Below are 14,554 nucleotides of genomic sequence, written 5' to 3' on the forward strand. Positions count from 1 at the left end.
AGTGGCCGAGTGGGTGGGGACGAGCGTCCCCACCCGAACTCGAACTACTTGCTGACGACCAGCTGCTCCTGCTTGATGTCTGCCTCGTCAAGTGCCTCGAACTGCTCGCTCAGGCTCTTGCCAGCGGAGGTGCGGAACTCCGACTTGAACTTCTCGATCTGCGAGACGAGCGAGGCGACGGTGTCGTCGTCAAGCACGTTGGTCTCGCGGAGCGTGTTCAGAGCTTCCGAGTTGCGGCCGATGTAATCGAGGAACTCGCGCTCGAACCGGAGGATGTCTTCCACAGGAACCTCGTCGAGGTAGCCCTGAGTACCGGCCCAGATCGACACGGTCTGCTCTTCCACCGGGTACGGCGTGTACTGCGGCTGCTTGAGCAGTTCGGTGAGGCGGGCACCGCGCTCGAGCTGCTTGCGGCTGGCGGCGTCGAGGTCAGATGCGAACATCGCGAATGCCTCGAGCGCACGGTACTGCGCGAGTTCGAGCTTCAAGGTACCGGAGACCTTCTTGATCGACTTCACCTGGGCGTCGCCGCCCACGCGAGAAACCGAGATACCCACGTCGACTGCGGGGCGCTGGTTCGCGTTGAAGAGATCCGACTGGAGGAAGATCTGGCCATCGGTGATCGAGATCACGTTGGTCGGAATGTACGCCGAGACGTCGTTCGCCTTGGTCTCGATGATCGGCAGACCGGTCATCGAGCCGGCGCCGAGCTCATCGCTCAGCTTGGCGCAGCGCTCGAGCAGGCGGGAGTGCAGGTAGAACACATCGCCCGGGTAGGCTTCGCGCCCCGGCGGGCGGCGGAGCAGCAGCGACACAGCGCGATAGGCCTCGGCCTGCTTCGACAGGTCGTCGAAGATGATGAGGACGTGCTTGCCGTCGTACATCCAGTGCTGGCCGATGGCCGAACCGGTGTAGGGGGCGAGGTACTTGAAGCCTGCGGGGTCCGATGCGGGAGCGGCCACGATGGTCGTGTACTCCAGCGCGCCGGCCTCTTCGAGCGCGCCACGCACCGAGGCGATGGTCGAGCCCTTCTGGCCGATGGCCACGTAGATGCAGCGCACCTGCTTGGTGGGGTCGCCGGTCTCCCAGTTGGCCTTCTGGTTGATGATCGTGTCGATCGCGATCGCGGTCTTACCGGTCTGGCGGTCACCGATGATCAGCTGGCGCTGGCCACGACCGATCGGGATCATCGCGTCGATCGATTTGAGGCCGGTCTGCAGGGGCTCGTGGACCGACTTGCGGTCCATGACGCCGGGTGCCTGCAACTCGAGGGCACGGCGCGCCTCGGTGGCGATGTCGCCCAGGCCGTCGATCGGGTTACCCAGCGGGTCAACAACGCGACCAAGGTAGCCGTCACCCACGGCGACGGAGAGGACCTCGCCGGTGCGCTGGACCTGCTGGCCCTCCTCGATGCCGGTGAACTCACCGAGCACCACGACACCGATCTCGCGCACGTCGAGGTTCAGGGCCAGGCCCAGGGTGCCATCTTCAAAGCGCAGCAGCTCGTTCGCCATGCAGCCCGGAAGGCCTTCGACCTGCGCGATGCCGTCGCCGGCGAGGACCACGCGGCCCACCTCTTCGCGCACGACGCCGGTGGGCTCGTACGACTTCACGTAGCTGTCGAGCGCGTCCCGGAATGCCTCGGGACTGATCGTCAGGTCAGCCATGTCTCTTACTCTCCTGTCACTGCCGCGAAAGCGGTTAGTCGTCTTTGCTAGCCGACGAGTCGTCGTCGTGCCTCGTCGAGCCTGCCGAGGACGGTGCCGTCCACTACCTCGGAGCCGACCTGAACTCGGATGCCGCCGAGGACCTCGGGGTCCACGGCAACGTTGATCTGCATGTCGCGGCCGTAGGCCTCGCGCAGGATGGAACCCAAGCGGGTGCGCTGGGCGGCCGTGAGCTCGACTGCCGCCGTCACGTTCGCGACGGACTTGTCGCGACGAGCGGCAGCCACCTCAAGCAGCGCGTTGATCGCGGGGATCAGTCGGCTGCCGCGCGGCATTCCCACCACGCGCGTCAGCAGCGCGTGGGTCGTGGGGTGCAGCTTGCCACCGAACGTGTCCTCGAACAGCGACAGGCGCTGCTCCTTGGTGGCCGAGCGGTTGCTCAGCGCCACCAGCAGTGCACGCTCGGAGGTCAGCACCCGCTCGACGCGGAACAGCTCCTCCTCGACCGCAGCGAGCGTTCCGGCCTTGTCCGCGTGGGCGAACAGGGCGAGCTCGCCTGCGTCATCGATCGACTCAGCGAGGTCCGCCTCGTCCGACCATCGGGAAGACGAGAACGCGATGACCGCGTCCACCGCACGAGGATCGAGCGAACCGAACAACTGCTTGACCAGCGAGGCCTTGTCCGTCCCAGGTCGCGCCGGGTCCGTCAGGGCACGCCGGAGCGAACCTGACGCGTCCAAGGCGTCGACCACGGCGAACAGGTGCTCGGCGATGACGATGCCGTCCTCGCTGGCGGCCGTAGCCACCAGGTCGAACTCACGCATCGCGGCATCGCGCGATGCCTGGCTGGTTCCGCGCATCGGCTCTATCCCTTCGCCTTCGTGGGTGACACCTGGGCCTCGAGGTCGTCGAGGAAGGCGTCGATGATCCGCTGCTGGCGGGCGTCGTCCTTGAGCGACTCGCCCACGATGCGGGAGGCGAGCTCGGTGGCCAGGGCCCCGACCTCGGTCCGCAGCGAGACGATCGCCTGCTGGCGCTCGGCGTCGATCTGCTTCTGTGCGGTCTCGACAAGGCGCTGAGCGTCTCCGGCCGCGGACTCGCGGGTCTCGGCGACGATCTGGCCTGCCTGCGAACGCGCGTCCTCACGGATGCGTGCCGCCTCCGCGCGTGCGGCGGTCAGCTGGGCGGTGTACTCCTCGAGAGCTGCGGCTGCCTCGGCCTGAGCCAGCTCGGCCTTCTGGAGTCCGCCCTCGATCAGTTCGGCCCGCTCGTCCAGCACCGCCTGCAACTTGGGCAGCAGCACCTTCATGAACACCGCGACGATGACCAGGAAGATGACCGCCGACCACAGGATGTCGTACGGGGCCGGGATCAGAGGGTTGGGGGTCTCCCCACTCTCCTCGGCCACGACGACCAACTGGTTGAGAAGGGTCATGATTTAGAAGAGGAAGCCCGTGACCAGGCCCAGGAGCGCGAGCACTTCGACGAACGCCACACCAATGAACATGGTGGCGCGCAGCTGGCCAGCAACCTCGGGCTGACGCGACATTCCCTCAACGGTCTTGCCGATCAGGATGCCCAGGCCGATGCCGGGGCCGAGGGTCGCAATGCCGTAGCCGATGGTGGCGATGTTGCCTTCCAGCGCGGCGAGAGTGGTGATGTCCACTGTGTTTCCTTCCGTTGGATGCGGACGCCACCGCGGCGCCGCACGTCTCTAGGTGAGTATTAGTGCTCTTCCTCGATCGCCATGTTGATGTACACGGACGACAGCATGACGAACACGTAAGCCTGCAGTGCTGCCACGAAGATCTCGAACAGCGTGAAGGCGAAGCCTGCAGCGAGTGTGACGGCGCCCATGGACTTCATGAACCCGGCAGCCTCGAAGAAGAAGAACTGGGTGGCCGCGAAGCACAGCACGAGCAGCAGGTGACCGGCGATCATGTTGCCGACCAGTCGCAGCGCGAGCGTGAAGGGCCGCAGGAAGAACACCTGCAGGAACTCGATGGGGGTCAGCAGCACGTAGATGCCCTTGGGCACGCCGGCCGGGAACAGGCTGAGCTTGAGATAGCCGCCCAGGCCGTGCTGCTTGATGCCGACGCCGAGGTACAGCACAAACACCCAAATGGCCATGATGATCGGCAAGCCAATCAACGATGTACCAGCGATGTTGATCAACGGGATGACGCCCGTGATGTTGAACGCGAGGATCGCCAGGAACAGCGTGGTGAGGAAGGGCACAAAACGCTTGGCGTTTTCCTTGCTCATCACCTGCTCGACGATCTGCAGGCGCACAAAGTCGACGATCAGCTCGAGCACGCCCTGGCCACGGCCGGGAACGAGCTTGGCGCGGCGCACCGCGAGCCAGACGAGCAAGATCAACACGGTCGCGGCGATCACTCGCGCGAGCTCGATGCGGTTGAACTCGAAGATGGTGCCTTCAAACAGCAGGGCAGGCGGGTAGAACTCGCTCACCGAAGGAGCGTGGAAGCCGTCAGATCCGAAAAGCCACCCGAAGAAGCCGGTGGACTCGCCGCTGTCAGCTGCGAGTTCAGACGTGGCCGACATGGCCGCACCCAGGGCTAGATTCGCCACAGAAGTCTCTCCAGGGGGTAGAAGCTGGCGCGGGCCACGGGGGCCGGCCGCGCAGGTACCGTGATGCCCCAGAATCCTAACGTATCCATGGGCCCATGACGAACGTCCTAGGTGCGTTATTTCTGCGCATCGTCCGCGCGCGGCTCGACGTACGGAATGCGCGCCTTGCGGATGACCCACAGGTCGATCACCAGGGTGGTCACGACGCCCACGAGCAAGAAGCCAGCGAACAGGCCCTTGGGGAATCCGTCGATGTCCTGCAGCACGATCATCGCGATGACGATGATGAACATCTTTACCAGCCACGAGCCACCCACGATCGCCGCCATCATGTGCGGTTCACGGTCGTGACCCATGACCATCGCTACCTGTGTGGTGAGGCCCGACAGCGCGGTCACCGCGACGCCGATCTCTGCGGCGAACAGGCCTGCTCCTCCCCCGACCATGAGGCCTACGGGAATCGCGATCAGGGCGAGCGCGATCACAGCGATCAGCGTGTAGCGGGTGGCCTTGCGGTAGGTGGCGGACTCGGCGCTCACTACTTCTCCTCGGGGGTGACGGTCGGGTGGGAGGCGTTCGGTACGGCCGATGCGCCTGCTGGCTGGGCAGCGTCAGGTGCCTCCTGCGCGGTGTCACCTGACGCATCGGCGCTGTGGCGGGCCTGCTGATGTCCCTCGGGAGTGAGGCGCTGGAGCGGCCTCGCGCGGTCACCGGCGGCGCGCCACCCTCGGGACAGGCGCGTGCGCAGGGCGGGCGAGAACGTCACCAGGAGCGCCGTGATGATCCCCACACTGAGGAGCACTGCGGACTGGCGAGCGGGCAAGAACACGAGCGACACCGTGCCGAAGGACAGCACGGCAGTCCACATGTACAGGACGCTCACGGCCCACCGGTGGGAATGCCCCGACCGCAGCAGCACGTGATGCAGGTGGTGGGCGTCCGGAAGGAACGGGCTTTGGCCCTTGAGCGTGCGACGGATGACCGCAAGCGTCATGTCCAGCAGCGGAATCGCCACGACCATCAGAGGCAACACGATGGGGATAAAGGCCGGGATGCGTTCGCGCTCGGACACTACCGTGGGGTCGATCTGGCCGGTCACGACGATGGCCGCGGCGGCGATCATGAGCCCCAGCACCATCGATCCCGTGTCCCCCATAAAGAGACGTGCGGGGTGCAGGTTGTGTGGCAAGAAGCCGATGGAGCCACCCACGAGCACAGCGAGGATGAGCGTCGCAAGCGACGAATAGTCCCCGGGCGAGGCGGAGCGTGCGAGCACGTACGTGTACGTCAGGAAGGCCGAGCCGCCAATCGCGACCATGCCCGCCGCGAGGCCGTCGAGCCCGTCGACAAAGTTCACAGCGTTCATCGCGACCACCACAATGATCACGGTGGCGGCGAGCGATAGATACGAACTGCCGATGGTCAGGCCCGCGATGGGCACCGTCACGAGTTGGACACCGCTCCACGCCATCACCAGCGCGGCGAGCACCTGGCCCGCGAGCTTGGCCATCCAGTCGAGGTCCCAGATGTCGTCGGCCATGCCCAGCGCGCACACGATCGCGGCGCCTGCGAGTACGCCCCAGACCGCGCCGGAGGCCTCATAGACGGGTTGCAGGAACGGAATGTTCTGCGCGATGAGGATTCCCGCGGCGATGCCGAGGAAGATCGCGACGCCGCCCAAGCGAGCCGTGGGCAGCTTGTGGACGTCGCGGTCGCGCACGGCCGTCACCGCGCCCACGCGAAATGCCAGATGGCGCATCGCGGGAGTCGCGACGTAGGCCACGATCGCCGACACGACCAGCAGGGTCAGATAGACCTTCACCCTGTGGGCCCTTCGGCGAACGCCTCCGCCCCGGCGATCTCGATCAGTCGTTCGCGGCTCACTCCCCCGTCGCGAACGATGCGCAACGCGGCCGGGTCAGTCGCGTCAACGATGGTCGAGGCCGTGCCCAACGGGCTGTCGCCGCCGTCAAGGTAGACCGCGACGGCCTCGCCCAGCTGTTCCTGGGCGGCCGATGCGGTGGTCGCCGCGGGTTCCCCCGTCCGGTTCGCGCTCGTCACGGCCAGGGGCCCGGTGCGCCGCAGCAACGCGAGCGCGGCCTCGTGATCGGGCATGCGCAGCGCGACGGTGCCATGAGTGTCGCCCAAGTCCCACGCGAGCGACGGCTGGGCGTGCACGATGACCGTGAGCGCCCCGGGCCACAGCGCCTCCATCAAGGCACGCGCGCTGGCGGGGACGTCACGCGCGAGACCGTCGACTGTGCGCAGGTCGGGAATGAGCACGGGCGGCGGCATCTGCCGGCCCCTGCCCTTCGCGGCGAGCACGGCCGCAACGGCGTTGGCGTTGAATGCATCGGCGCCCACGCCGTAGACCGTGTCGGTCGGCAGCACGACCACCGCGCCGCGCCCCACCGCGTCCACGGCAGCATCGAGGCTAGGGCCCCAGGTCAAGGGGTCGGTGCACGGCAGGATCACGTAGACAGTGTGTCAGACGCCCACGCGGGTCACGATCAGCATGCGATCGCGCCCGTTGAGGTCCTGCTCGGTGCGGGCGTCCGCCCAGAACTCGGAGCGCTCGACAAAGGCTCGCAAGGCGGGACCTTGCTCGTCGCCGTGCTCCATGATGAGCGTGCCACCCACCCTCAGCAGGCGCGCAGCCTCGTCAATGATGGCCTTGGGGATCTCGAGGCCATCCTTACCCAGGCCATACAGCGCCTCTGGCGGGTCGAAGTCGCGCACCTCTGGGTCGCGCGGGACGCCGTCCGGAGGAATGTAGGGCGGGTTGGTCACCACGACATCGGCGCAGCCCTCGAACAGGTGCAGGCAGCGCCGCGCGTCGCCCACCACCGTGCGCACGCGCGGCCGCACCTCGGCAGGCAGCCCGCGGGCATTGAGGCGCAAGTACACCTGTGCACCCATGCTTTGCTCCACGAGCGTCACGTCGGCGTTGTCGACCTCCGCGGCGATCGACAGCCCGATCGCTCCGGACCCCGCGCACAGGTCGGTCACGCGCACGCGACCATCCTTGCCCGGCGTGGCCGCTCGCGCGGCGTCGATGGCGAACTGCGCCACCATCTCGCTCTCGGGGCGCGGAATGAACACGCCGTCGCCTACCTGCAATTCGAGGCCGCGGAAGTAGGCCTTGCCGGTGATGTGCTGGAGCGGCTCGCGCTCCATGCGCCTGCCCACGCGCGCCTCAAGCAGATCCAGGTCAAGCGGATGCTCGGGCCAGTGGTCGTCGCGGGCTGCGGCGGTGCGAACCTCGGAGGGCTCCCAGCCGAACGTGTGCGCCATGAGCGCAACGGCATCGGCTTCAGGGGAGGGAACTCCCGCCTCGCTTAGCCGCCTGGTGATGTCTCGAAGTCGTACACCGACGGATGGCAATCAGGCCTCATGGCTTTCAAGTCGGGCGGCCTCGTCAGCGTCGATCGCAGACTGCACCACGGGTCCCAGGTCACCGCCAAGGACGTGGTCCAGATTGTACGCCTTGTACCCCGTGCGGTGGTCAGCGATCCGGTTCTCGGGGAAGTTGTAGGTGCGGATGCGCTCCGAGCGGTCCACGGTGCGCACCTGCGACTTGCGCATGTCCTGCGCCTCGGCCTCCGCTGCCTCCTTCTGGGCGGCGAGCAGGCGGGCGCGCAGAATGCGCATGGCCGACTCCTTGTTCTGGAGCTGGCTCTTTTCGTTCTGGCAGCTCACCACAATGCCCGTGGGCAGGTGGGTGAGGCGAACGGCAGAATCCGTGGTGTTGACCGACTGTCCACCGGGGCCCGACGAGCGGTACACGTCAACGCGGACGTCGTTCATGTCGAGCTCGACATCCTCGACTTCCTCTGCCTCGGGGTACACGAGCACGCCCGCTGCGGAGGTGTGAATGCGGCCCTGCGACTCGGTCGCCGGCACTCGCTGGACGCGGTGCACGCCGCCCTCGTACTTGAGGTGGGCCCACACGCCGTCCTCGGGCTCGACAGCGCCCTTGGCCTTGATCGCGACCGAGATGTCCTTGTAGCCACCCATGTCGGTGGCCGTCGCCTCGAGAACCTCGGCCTTCCAGCCCTTGGACTCCGCGAACTTGAGGTACATCTTGAGCAAGTCGCCCGCGAACAACGCTGACTCCTCGCCACCCTCGCCCGACTTGATCTCGAGGATCACGTCGCGAGTGTCATCCGGGTCACGCGGGATGAGAATGCGGCGCAACGCCTCGGTGGCGTCGGCTGCTGCCTGCTCAAGAGCCGGCACCTCGTCCGCGAACTCGGGATCCGCATCGGCCATCTCCTGGGCGGCGCTCAGGTCATCCTGCGCGGCCTCCCAGGCCCGATGCGCGGCGACGACGCGGCCGAGCTCCGCGAACCGACGGCCCAACTGTCGCGACCTCGTCGCGTCCGCGTGGACGCTGGGGTCGGCAAGCTGGCGTTCAATGTCGGCGTACTCGTCCAGCAGCGGCTGGACGGCAGCGAAGGCTTCGGCCACGTCGTCGTCGAATGCGAAGTATCGGGCGTCCGGTTACTTCTTGCCGTAGCGCTTCTCGAAGCGCGCGACACGGCCACCGGTGTCCATGATCTTCTGCTTGCCCGTGTAGAACGGGTGGCAGGCCGAGCACACCTCGGCGCTGATGGCGCCGGAGGTCACGGTCGACTTGGTCTCGAACGTGTTTCCGCAGGTGCACGTGGCCGTGGTAACCACGTACTCGGGGTGGATGTCCTTCTTCATGATCTCCCTTTAAGGTGCCTCCGGGTCCGTCGAGCAGATTTTGCGCGCGGTGAACCGGATGGCCAGCGATCCATTCTGCCATGCCTGTCAAGGGCAGGCCGAATCGTGGCCCAGCCCGCGCATCGGCCCTGTGCCTGGTGCTCCCCCGGCCCAGCCCACCCCAGCGCGCTGGTGGGACATGAGTGTCAGAATCCGGCGAATTCTGACACTCATGTCCCACGAGGGGGGCTATGTTGTCCACAGATAGGCGACCGGGCCTTCCGCGGATGCCATGCCGGTGGTCGGATGCCGACATGCGGATCATGCCTCGCCTCATCTCCACGGACCGAGCTTTGGCCGAGTTCCTGACGGAGAATCAGCACGCCTTCACACGCAACGAACTGCTGCGAGGCTGGAGCCGCCAGGCCCTCGAGACCGCCATGCTCGACGGAAGCGCGCAGCGCATCCTTCCGGGCGTCTACGCGGCGAGTGTCCACACGCAGTTGCCGTCCGTCCGAGGTGAAGCCCTCAATCTGTGGCACCCGCGAGGCCTCGTCACCGGCGAGCTCGCGCTGCACTTGTTCGCGCCATCGCTCGCACCCCCGCTGCGATCGCACCTGCTGGTCCCCGGCGGCCACCGACCCCGTGTCCCTCCTTGGGTGGTATGCGTCCAAAGTCATGGCTCGCACGCGATGAGTGTCGCGCAAGGGGTGTCGTGCGCGGCTCCGGAAAGGGCGCTCCTCGACGCATGGCGGTATGCGCCGACGCATGCGCGGCAGAACCTGTTGTGGGAGGCACTGTGGGCCCGGGTGTGTACGTGGCGGCAACTGCGGGGTGAACTCCGGCGTGCGCCGCGCGTGGCTGGCCGGCGCGACCTCGAGCGCATGCTGGTTTGGTTCGATACGGGCGCGACCACGCCGCTTGAGGTGCGCGCCCAGCACGAGACCTTCGCCGATGCGCGGTTCCGTGAGTTCGAGTGGCAGGTGCCGGTGACGTTGCCCGTGCGTCGGCCGATGCTCGACATGCTCCACCGGCGCACCATGGTCGCCGTGGAACTCGACGGCGACGCCTACCACGCGACGCGAAACGCCCGCGATGCGGACCGGCAGCGCCAGACGGACCTCGCGGCCGCCGGCTACGTGGTGCTGAGGTTCGGGTGGGACGACGTCACTCGTCGCCCTGCGTGGTGTCGGGAACGGGTGCTGACGACCGTGGCCGGGCGGCTCGCGCGTCCTGGTGGGACATGAGCGTCACATTTGGGCAGATTCTGACACTCATGTCCCACTAGCGAGCAGGGCGCAGGGCGCAGGGCGCAGAGAGCAAGGCACAGGGCCGATGCGCTGGCTGGCTCGGGCGGGAACGCCGCAGGGCCCCGGTCCGCTGGGAAGCGGTCCGGGGCCCTGCGGGTCAGCTCCTACTTGGAGTCGTCGTCGTGGCTGGGAGTGGTCTTGGCGACCTGCATGAGGAACTCCGCGTTGGTGCGGTTCTCCTTGAGCTTGCCCAGCAGCAGTTCAGTCGCGGCCTGCGGCTCGAGCGCGGTCAGCACGCGACGCAGCTTCCACATGACCTTGAGCTCCTCGGTCGACACGAGGATCTCTTCACGCCGCGTGCCGGACGAGTTGACGTCCACGGCGGGGAAGATGCGGCGGTCGGCGAGCTGACGCGACAAGCGCAGCTCCATGTTGCCGGTGCCCTTGAACTCCTCGAAGATGACCTCGTCCATCTTGGAACCGGTCTCGACCAGCGCGGTCGCGAGGATGGTCAGCGAGCCGCCGTTCTCGATATTGCGCGCCGCGCCAAAGAACTTCTTGGGCGGGTACAGCGCGGAGCTGTCCACACCGCCCGAGAGGATACGGCCCGATGCGGGAGCGGCCAGGTTGTAAGCGCGACCCAGGCGGGTGATGCCGTCGAGCAGCACCACGACGTCCTGTCCGAGCTCGACCAGGCGCTTGGCGCGCTCGATCGCGAGCTCGGCCACCTGCGTGTGGTCCGTCGCGGGACGGTCGAAGGTCGAGGCGATGACCTCACCCTTGACCGAGCGCTGGAAGTCGGTGACCTCCTCGGGGCGCTCGTCGACCAGCACGACCATGAGGTGAACCTCAGGGTTATTGGTGGTGATCGCGTTCGCGATGGACTGCATCACGAGGGTCTTACCGGCCTTGGGCGGCGAGACGATCAGACCACGCTGGCCCTTACCAATGGGCGCGACGATGTCGATCACGCGGTTGGTGAGGTTGCGCGAGTCGGTCTCGAGGTGCAGGCGCTCCTGCGGGTACAGCGGCGTGAGGTCGGAGAATTCCTTGCGCGTGCGCGCATCGTCCGGGCTCATGCCGTTGACGGTGTCGATGGTGGCCAGAGCGTTGAACTTCTGACGCTGTCCGCGCTCGCCGGGGCGGGGCGGGCGCACCGAACCGGTGATCGCGTCGCCCTTGCGCAGGCCGTACTTGCGGACCTGGTTCATGGACACGTACACGTCCGACTTGCCCGACTGGTAGCCGGTGGTGCGGATGAACGCGTAGTTGTCAAGCAGGTCGACGATGCCGCCGACCGGGGTCAGCTCCTCGTCATCGCGGGCCTCGTCCTCGTCCTGGCGGGCCTGCGGCTGCAGTTCGACGCCATCGCGCTCACGGCCACGGTTGCGGCCACGTCCACGGCCACGACGGCGGCGGCCGTTGCCGTCCTCGTCATCGTTCTGAGCGTCGTTGTTGCCGTCCTGACGACCCTGGCGCTCGCCACGCTCGGCGCTGCGGTCCTGGCGCTCGCTACGGTCCTGACGGTTGCCGCGGTCCTGGCGCTCCCCCTCCGAACGCTCCGAACGCTCAGAGCGCTCCGAACGCTCGCCGCGACCGGCGGACTGCACGGCCTCGGCTGCGCGCCGCGCGCGCTCGTCACGGTCATCGCGGGACTGGCGTCCCTCGCGAGCGGGGCGGTCCTGCTCGGCGTCGGCGCTGGCAGCACCGGCACCGGAGGCCTCATCCTTCGAGCCTGCGTCGCCAGCAGCCGCCTGAACGGGGCCCTGGCCGGAGGTGGCGCGGCGCGAACGCGAGCGCTGCTGCCCGGTGGCGGGCGCATCGGCCGCATCGGCGTCGGCGGCCGGGGTCTTGGCGGCAGCGGCCTTAGCGCCAGCGGCCTTAGCGCCAGCGGCCTTGGCAGCGGGAGCCTCGGCGGCAGGAGCCTCGGCGGCCTCCTTCTTCGCCGGCACGACGCCGCCGTTCTTGATGGCTTCCACGAGGTCGCCCTTACGCATTTTCTTGACGCCGGAGACTCCAAGCTCGGAGGCGAGTGCCTGCAACTGAGGGAGCTTCATGGCGCTGAGGGCCGCGCTGTTATCCGCTGCGGCCACTGTGGTGTCTGTCACTGATTGTCCTTTTCTTCGCACGAGCCAGGCTGGCTCCTGTGGGTGCGAGCAATCCCTGCTGATCCGGGTATGCGGATACGCCATCGTCCGCAGACGTCTGAAAGCAAGGGATGTGCAATCCGCCGGTGCTGGTTGCTACTCGGGGGATGCTCATTCAGGCTACCACCGCACCCCACGGGCACCCAAACAGCACCCCTATCGTCCCTGGAACGCGCCTATGCGCCCTCACCTTTCGGACTGCCGTGAACAGTGTGCAGCGACACCTGAGCATTCACCAGTTGCCGCTGCTGGCACGCGGCCCTAGATTGCCAAGTGGCGGCATGCGCGGCCATTCCAGCGACGATGTGGAGAGCACCATGACATTGGGTCCCATCGAGGTTGTCACGATCGGCTTCGACTCAGGCAAGTTCCAAGGCGACATCATTCCCGAGCTCGAACGCTTGGTGGATGCGGGCGTCATTTCCATCGCCGACGGCGTGTTTGTGCAGCGCGTCAGTGAGGACGAGACCACCACCCTTGAGTTCGCTCAGGACGACGCCGACTCGGATGTCGCCCGCGTGGGCGCGCTCATCGGCACGGGGCTCGAGATGATCTCGGACGAGGACGTCGAGCTGTTGACCGAGGGCCTGGAGGTAGGCGCATCGGCGGCGATTCTGGTGTTCGAACACACCTGGGTCAGGCCGTTGCGCGACGCCATCACCTCAGCCGGCGGTGAGTTCATTGACTCGATCCGCGTGCCCGGCCCCGTGGTTCAAGAGGTTCTGGACGCCGTCCAGGCCGAGGAAGTGGCGTAGTCATGGCCCCCAGGTTTGGCCGCCCCGGCCTCATTGGCACGATGGCGCGCACGGCAGTCATCTCAGGTACCGCCACGGCTGTCTCGGGTGGGGTCGCGCGCCGTCAGCGCGCCCGCTACGACGCACGCCAGGACCAGGCCTACGCCGAGCAGCAGCAGTACCAGCAGGTGCAGGCGAACCAGGCTCAGCTGGCCTCGATGCAGGCCCAGCTGGCTGCCTCGCAGGCGGCGCCCGCCGTGGCCGCCGCCCCGGCCGCTGGTGACGACCTGATGGCGCAACTGTCCAAGCTGGCAGAGATGAAGAACGCTGGCATCCTCAGCGACGCGGAGTTCGCAGCAGCGAAGGCGAAGCTCCTCGGATGACGCTCTTGGGCTCCCTGGTCAGGGACACCCGTTGGTCGGGAAAGCTCAACAGCGTTGACTACATGAGGGACGCGGTCTTCTTTGAAGGAGACCGCGTCCGCTCCCAGCACACCAGGTTCTGGTTGCTGCTGATTCTCGCGGCCGCCATCGCGACGGCGGGTGTCGCCGCAGACTCCACCGCGACGGTGATCGGCGCGATGATCGTCGCGCCGCTCATGCGACCCATCCAGGGCACGATGCTCGCGACCGTCCTGGGCGACCGCAAGCAGCTCACGCGCTCCATCCTGATCATGTGTGCGGGCGCGCTTGCTGCCATTGCCGTGGGATTCATCCTTGGCTTGCTGCTCGTGCAGCCCATGACCGCTGCGAGCAACGCCCAGGTCGCCGGTCGCGTCTCCCCCGGCCTCATCGACCTGTTCGCGGCGCTCGCCACGGGAGTCGTGGGGTCGATCGCGCTCGTGCGCTCAGACATCTCCGACACCCTGCCCGGAGTGGCGATCGCGATCTCGCTGGTTCCCCCGCTGTGCGTGGTGGGACTGACGCTCGAGTCGGGCGCGTGGACCCAAGCCCTGGGCGCGCTGCTGCTGTTCGTCACGAACGTCGCCGCCATCCTCGCCACCGGTGCGATCGTCATGGCGATCTACGGCTATTCGAAACTCAGGCTTCTCGAGGTGGAGGACAAGGAGGCCGAGCGGCGTCGGCGCGTGCGCGTCTACCTCACCACCGCGACCATGGTCTTGCTCGTGTCGGGGCCACTCGCGTGGACGACGGCTAAGGCCATCGCGGACAGCGGCCGCATCGCCACGGTGCAGAACTACTTGGACGATCTCACCGAGGACACCCGCTGGGCCGTGGTGTCGGTGGTCCCGCGCGAGGACGACAAGATCTACGCCGTGGTCAAGGGCACTCCCCCGCTGCCCGACATCGACCAGGTGTACGCCGAGATGGACGACGCCGGGCTCGACGTCGAGCACATCGTGCTCGAGTTCATCCCGTCGTACACGTTCGACGTCAACGGCGAGCGCGACAACTTCTAGAGCCGATGCGTCGGTTGCCTCGATCGCTCGCGGCACCTGGAACCAGGGTCACCCC

The 14,554-nt window shown here is 67.1% G+C and carries 16 protein-coding genes; 4 read left to right on the plus strand and 12 right to left on the minus strand.

The window, feature by feature from the left end; translation table 11 throughout:
• Positions 1–44: 44 nt before the first annotated feature.
• The 11 genes from atpA to rpmE form a co-directional block, all read right to left on the minus strand.
• Positions 45–1,667 carry a F0F1 ATP synthase subunit alpha gene (gene atpA, locus ACK5NO_RS00695; protein ID WP_416810743.1) on the minus strand — a complete coding sequence of 541 codons (1,623 nt, stop codon included), beginning with the start codon at positions 1,665–1,667 and terminating at the stop codon, positions 45–47.
• Between the two features lie 47 nt (positions 1,668–1,714).
• Positions 1,715–2,527, minus strand: a complete 813-nt coding sequence (locus ACK5NO_RS00700) for a F0F1 ATP synthase subunit delta (RefSeq protein WP_416810744.1) — start codon at positions 2,525–2,527, stop codon at positions 1,715–1,717.
• Between the two features lie 5 nt (positions 2,528–2,532).
• On the minus strand, positions 2,533–3,102 hold the full coding sequence (locus tag ACK5NO_RS00705; protein WP_416810745.1) for a F0F1 ATP synthase subunit B: 570 nt from the start codon (positions 3,100–3,102) through the stop codon (positions 2,533–2,535).
• Positions 3,103–3,105: 3 nt separating this feature from the next.
• A complete protein-coding gene (gene atpE / locus ACK5NO_RS00710) occupies positions 3,106–3,333 on the minus strand; it encodes an ATP synthase F0 subunit C (RefSeq protein WP_416810746.1) in 228 nt (75 codons plus the stop codon).
• A gap of 59 nt (positions 3,334–3,392) precedes the next feature.
• On the minus strand, positions 3,393–4,232 hold the full coding sequence (atpB, locus tag ACK5NO_RS00715; RefSeq protein WP_416810747.1) for a F0F1 ATP synthase subunit A: 840 nt from the start codon (positions 4,230–4,232) through the stop codon (positions 3,393–3,395).
• Positions 4,233–4,375: 143 nt separating this feature from the next.
• Positions 4,376–4,798, minus strand: a complete 423-nt coding sequence (locus ACK5NO_RS00720; protein WP_416810748.1) for a hypothetical protein — start codon at positions 4,796–4,798, stop codon at positions 4,376–4,378.
• On the minus strand, positions 4,798–6,081 hold the full coding sequence (locus ACK5NO_RS00725) for an MraY family glycosyltransferase (protein WP_416810749.1): 1,284 nt from the start codon (positions 6,079–6,081) through the stop codon (positions 4,798–4,800). The genes ACK5NO_RS00720 and ACK5NO_RS00725 overlap by 1 nt, the downstream gene beginning before the upstream one ends.
• Complete coding sequence (locus ACK5NO_RS00730) at positions 6,078–6,734, minus strand: L-threonylcarbamoyladenylate synthase (RefSeq protein WP_416810750.1); 657 nt, start codon at positions 6,732–6,734, stop codon at positions 6,078–6,080. Before ACK5NO_RS00730 ends, ACK5NO_RS00725 begins: the two co-directional genes overlap by 4 nt.
• A 12-nt stretch (positions 6,735–6,746) precedes the next feature.
• Positions 6,747–7,643: a peptide chain release factor N(5)-glutamine methyltransferase gene (gene prmC / locus ACK5NO_RS00735; RefSeq protein WP_416810751.1), complete on the minus strand. Its 897-nt coding sequence runs from the start codon at positions 7,641–7,643 to the stop codon at positions 6,747–6,749.
• Positions 7,644–8,729 (minus strand): peptide chain release factor 1, encoded by a 1,086-nt coding sequence (gene prfA, locus ACK5NO_RS00740; protein ID WP_416810752.1) that lies wholly within the window; start codon positions 8,727–8,729, stop codon positions 7,644–7,646.
• A gap of 33 nt (positions 8,730–8,762) precedes the next feature.
• Complete coding sequence (gene rpmE, locus ACK5NO_RS00745) at positions 8,763–8,969, minus strand: 50S ribosomal protein L31 (RefSeq protein ID WP_416810753.1); 207 nt, start codon at positions 8,967–8,969, stop codon at positions 8,763–8,765.
• Between the two features lie 302 nt (positions 8,970–9,271).
• On the opposite strand from rpmE, the gene ACK5NO_RS00750 reads away from it, so the two are divergent.
• Positions 9,272–10,195, plus strand: a complete 924-nt coding sequence (locus ACK5NO_RS00750; protein WP_416810754.1) for an endonuclease domain-containing protein — start codon at positions 9,272–9,274, stop codon at positions 10,193–10,195.
• Between the two features lie 167 nt (positions 10,196–10,362).
• On the opposite strand, the gene rho is transcribed toward ACK5NO_RS00750, so the two are convergent.
• Complete coding sequence (gene rho / locus ACK5NO_RS00755; RefSeq protein WP_416810755.1) at positions 10,363–12,306, minus strand: transcription termination factor Rho; 1,944 nt, start codon at positions 12,304–12,306, stop codon at positions 10,363–10,365.
• Positions 12,307–12,662: 356 nt separating this feature from the next.
• On the opposite strand from rho, the gene ACK5NO_RS00760 reads away from it, so the two are divergent.
• The 3 genes from ACK5NO_RS00760 to ACK5NO_RS00770 all read left to right on the plus strand — a co-directional run bounded on the left by ACK5NO_RS00760 (position 12,663) and on the right by ACK5NO_RS00770 (position 14,499).
• Positions 12,663–13,100, plus strand: a complete 438-nt coding sequence (locus ACK5NO_RS00760; RefSeq protein WP_416810756.1) for a DUF6325 family protein — start codon at positions 12,663–12,665, stop codon at positions 13,098–13,100.
• A 2-nt stretch (positions 13,101–13,102) separates the two neighbouring features.
• Entirely contained in the window at positions 13,103–13,462 is a 360-nt protein-coding gene (locus tag ACK5NO_RS00765) for an SHOCT domain-containing protein (RefSeq protein WP_416810757.1), read from the plus strand.
• A gap of 62 nt (positions 13,463–13,524) precedes the next feature.
• Positions 13,525–14,499: a TIGR00341 family protein gene (locus ACK5NO_RS00770; RefSeq protein WP_416810758.1), complete on the plus strand. Its 975-nt coding sequence runs from the start codon at positions 13,525–13,527 to the stop codon at positions 14,497–14,499.
• The last annotated feature ends 55 nt before the right edge of the window (positions 14,500–14,554 follow it).

It is taken from the genome of Demequina sp. (assembly GCF_047975725.1).
In the GTDB taxonomy this organism is placed as follows: Bacteria; Actinomycetota; Actinomycetes; order Actinomycetales; family Demequinaceae; genus Demequina.

What these genes read in the sequence shown, in the direction of transcription:
- atpA (WP_416810743.1), bottom strand. Translation starts at nt 1,667, where the DNA reads ATGGCTGACCTGACGATCAGTCCCGAGGCATTCCGGGACGCGCTCGAC.
- ACK5NO_RS00700 (WP_416810744.1), bottom strand. Translation starts at nt 2,527, where the DNA reads ATGCGCGGAACCAGCCAGGCATCGCGCGATGCCGCGATGCGTGAGTTC.
- ACK5NO_RS00705 (WP_416810745.1), bottom strand. Translation starts at nt 3,102, where the DNA reads ATGACCCTTCTCAACCAGTTGGTCGTCGTGGCCGAGGAGAGTGGGGAG.
- atpB (WP_416810747.1), bottom strand. Translation starts at nt 4,232, where the DNA reads ATGTCGGCCACGTCTGAACTCGCAGCTGACAGCGGCGAGTCCACCGGC.
- rpmE (WP_416810753.1), bottom strand. Translation starts at nt 8,969, where the DNA reads ATGAAGAAGGACATCCACCCCGAGTACGTGGTTACCACGGCCACGTGC.
- ACK5NO_RS00750 (WP_416810754.1), top strand. Translation starts at nt 9,272, where the DNA reads ATGCCTCGCCTCATCTCCACGGACCGAGCTTTGGCCGAGTTCCTGACG.
- ACK5NO_RS00760 (WP_416810756.1), top strand. Translation starts at nt 12,663, where the DNA reads ATGACATTGGGTCCCATCGAGGTTGTCACGATCGGCTTCGACTCAGGC.
- ACK5NO_RS00765 (WP_416810757.1), top strand. Translation starts at nt 13,103, where the DNA reads ATGGCCCCCAGGTTTGGCCGCCCCGGCCTCATTGGCACGATGGCGCGC.
- ACK5NO_RS00770 (WP_416810758.1), top strand. Translation starts at nt 13,525, where the DNA reads ATGAGGGACGCGGTCTTCTTTGAAGGAGACCGCGTCCGCTCCCAGCAC.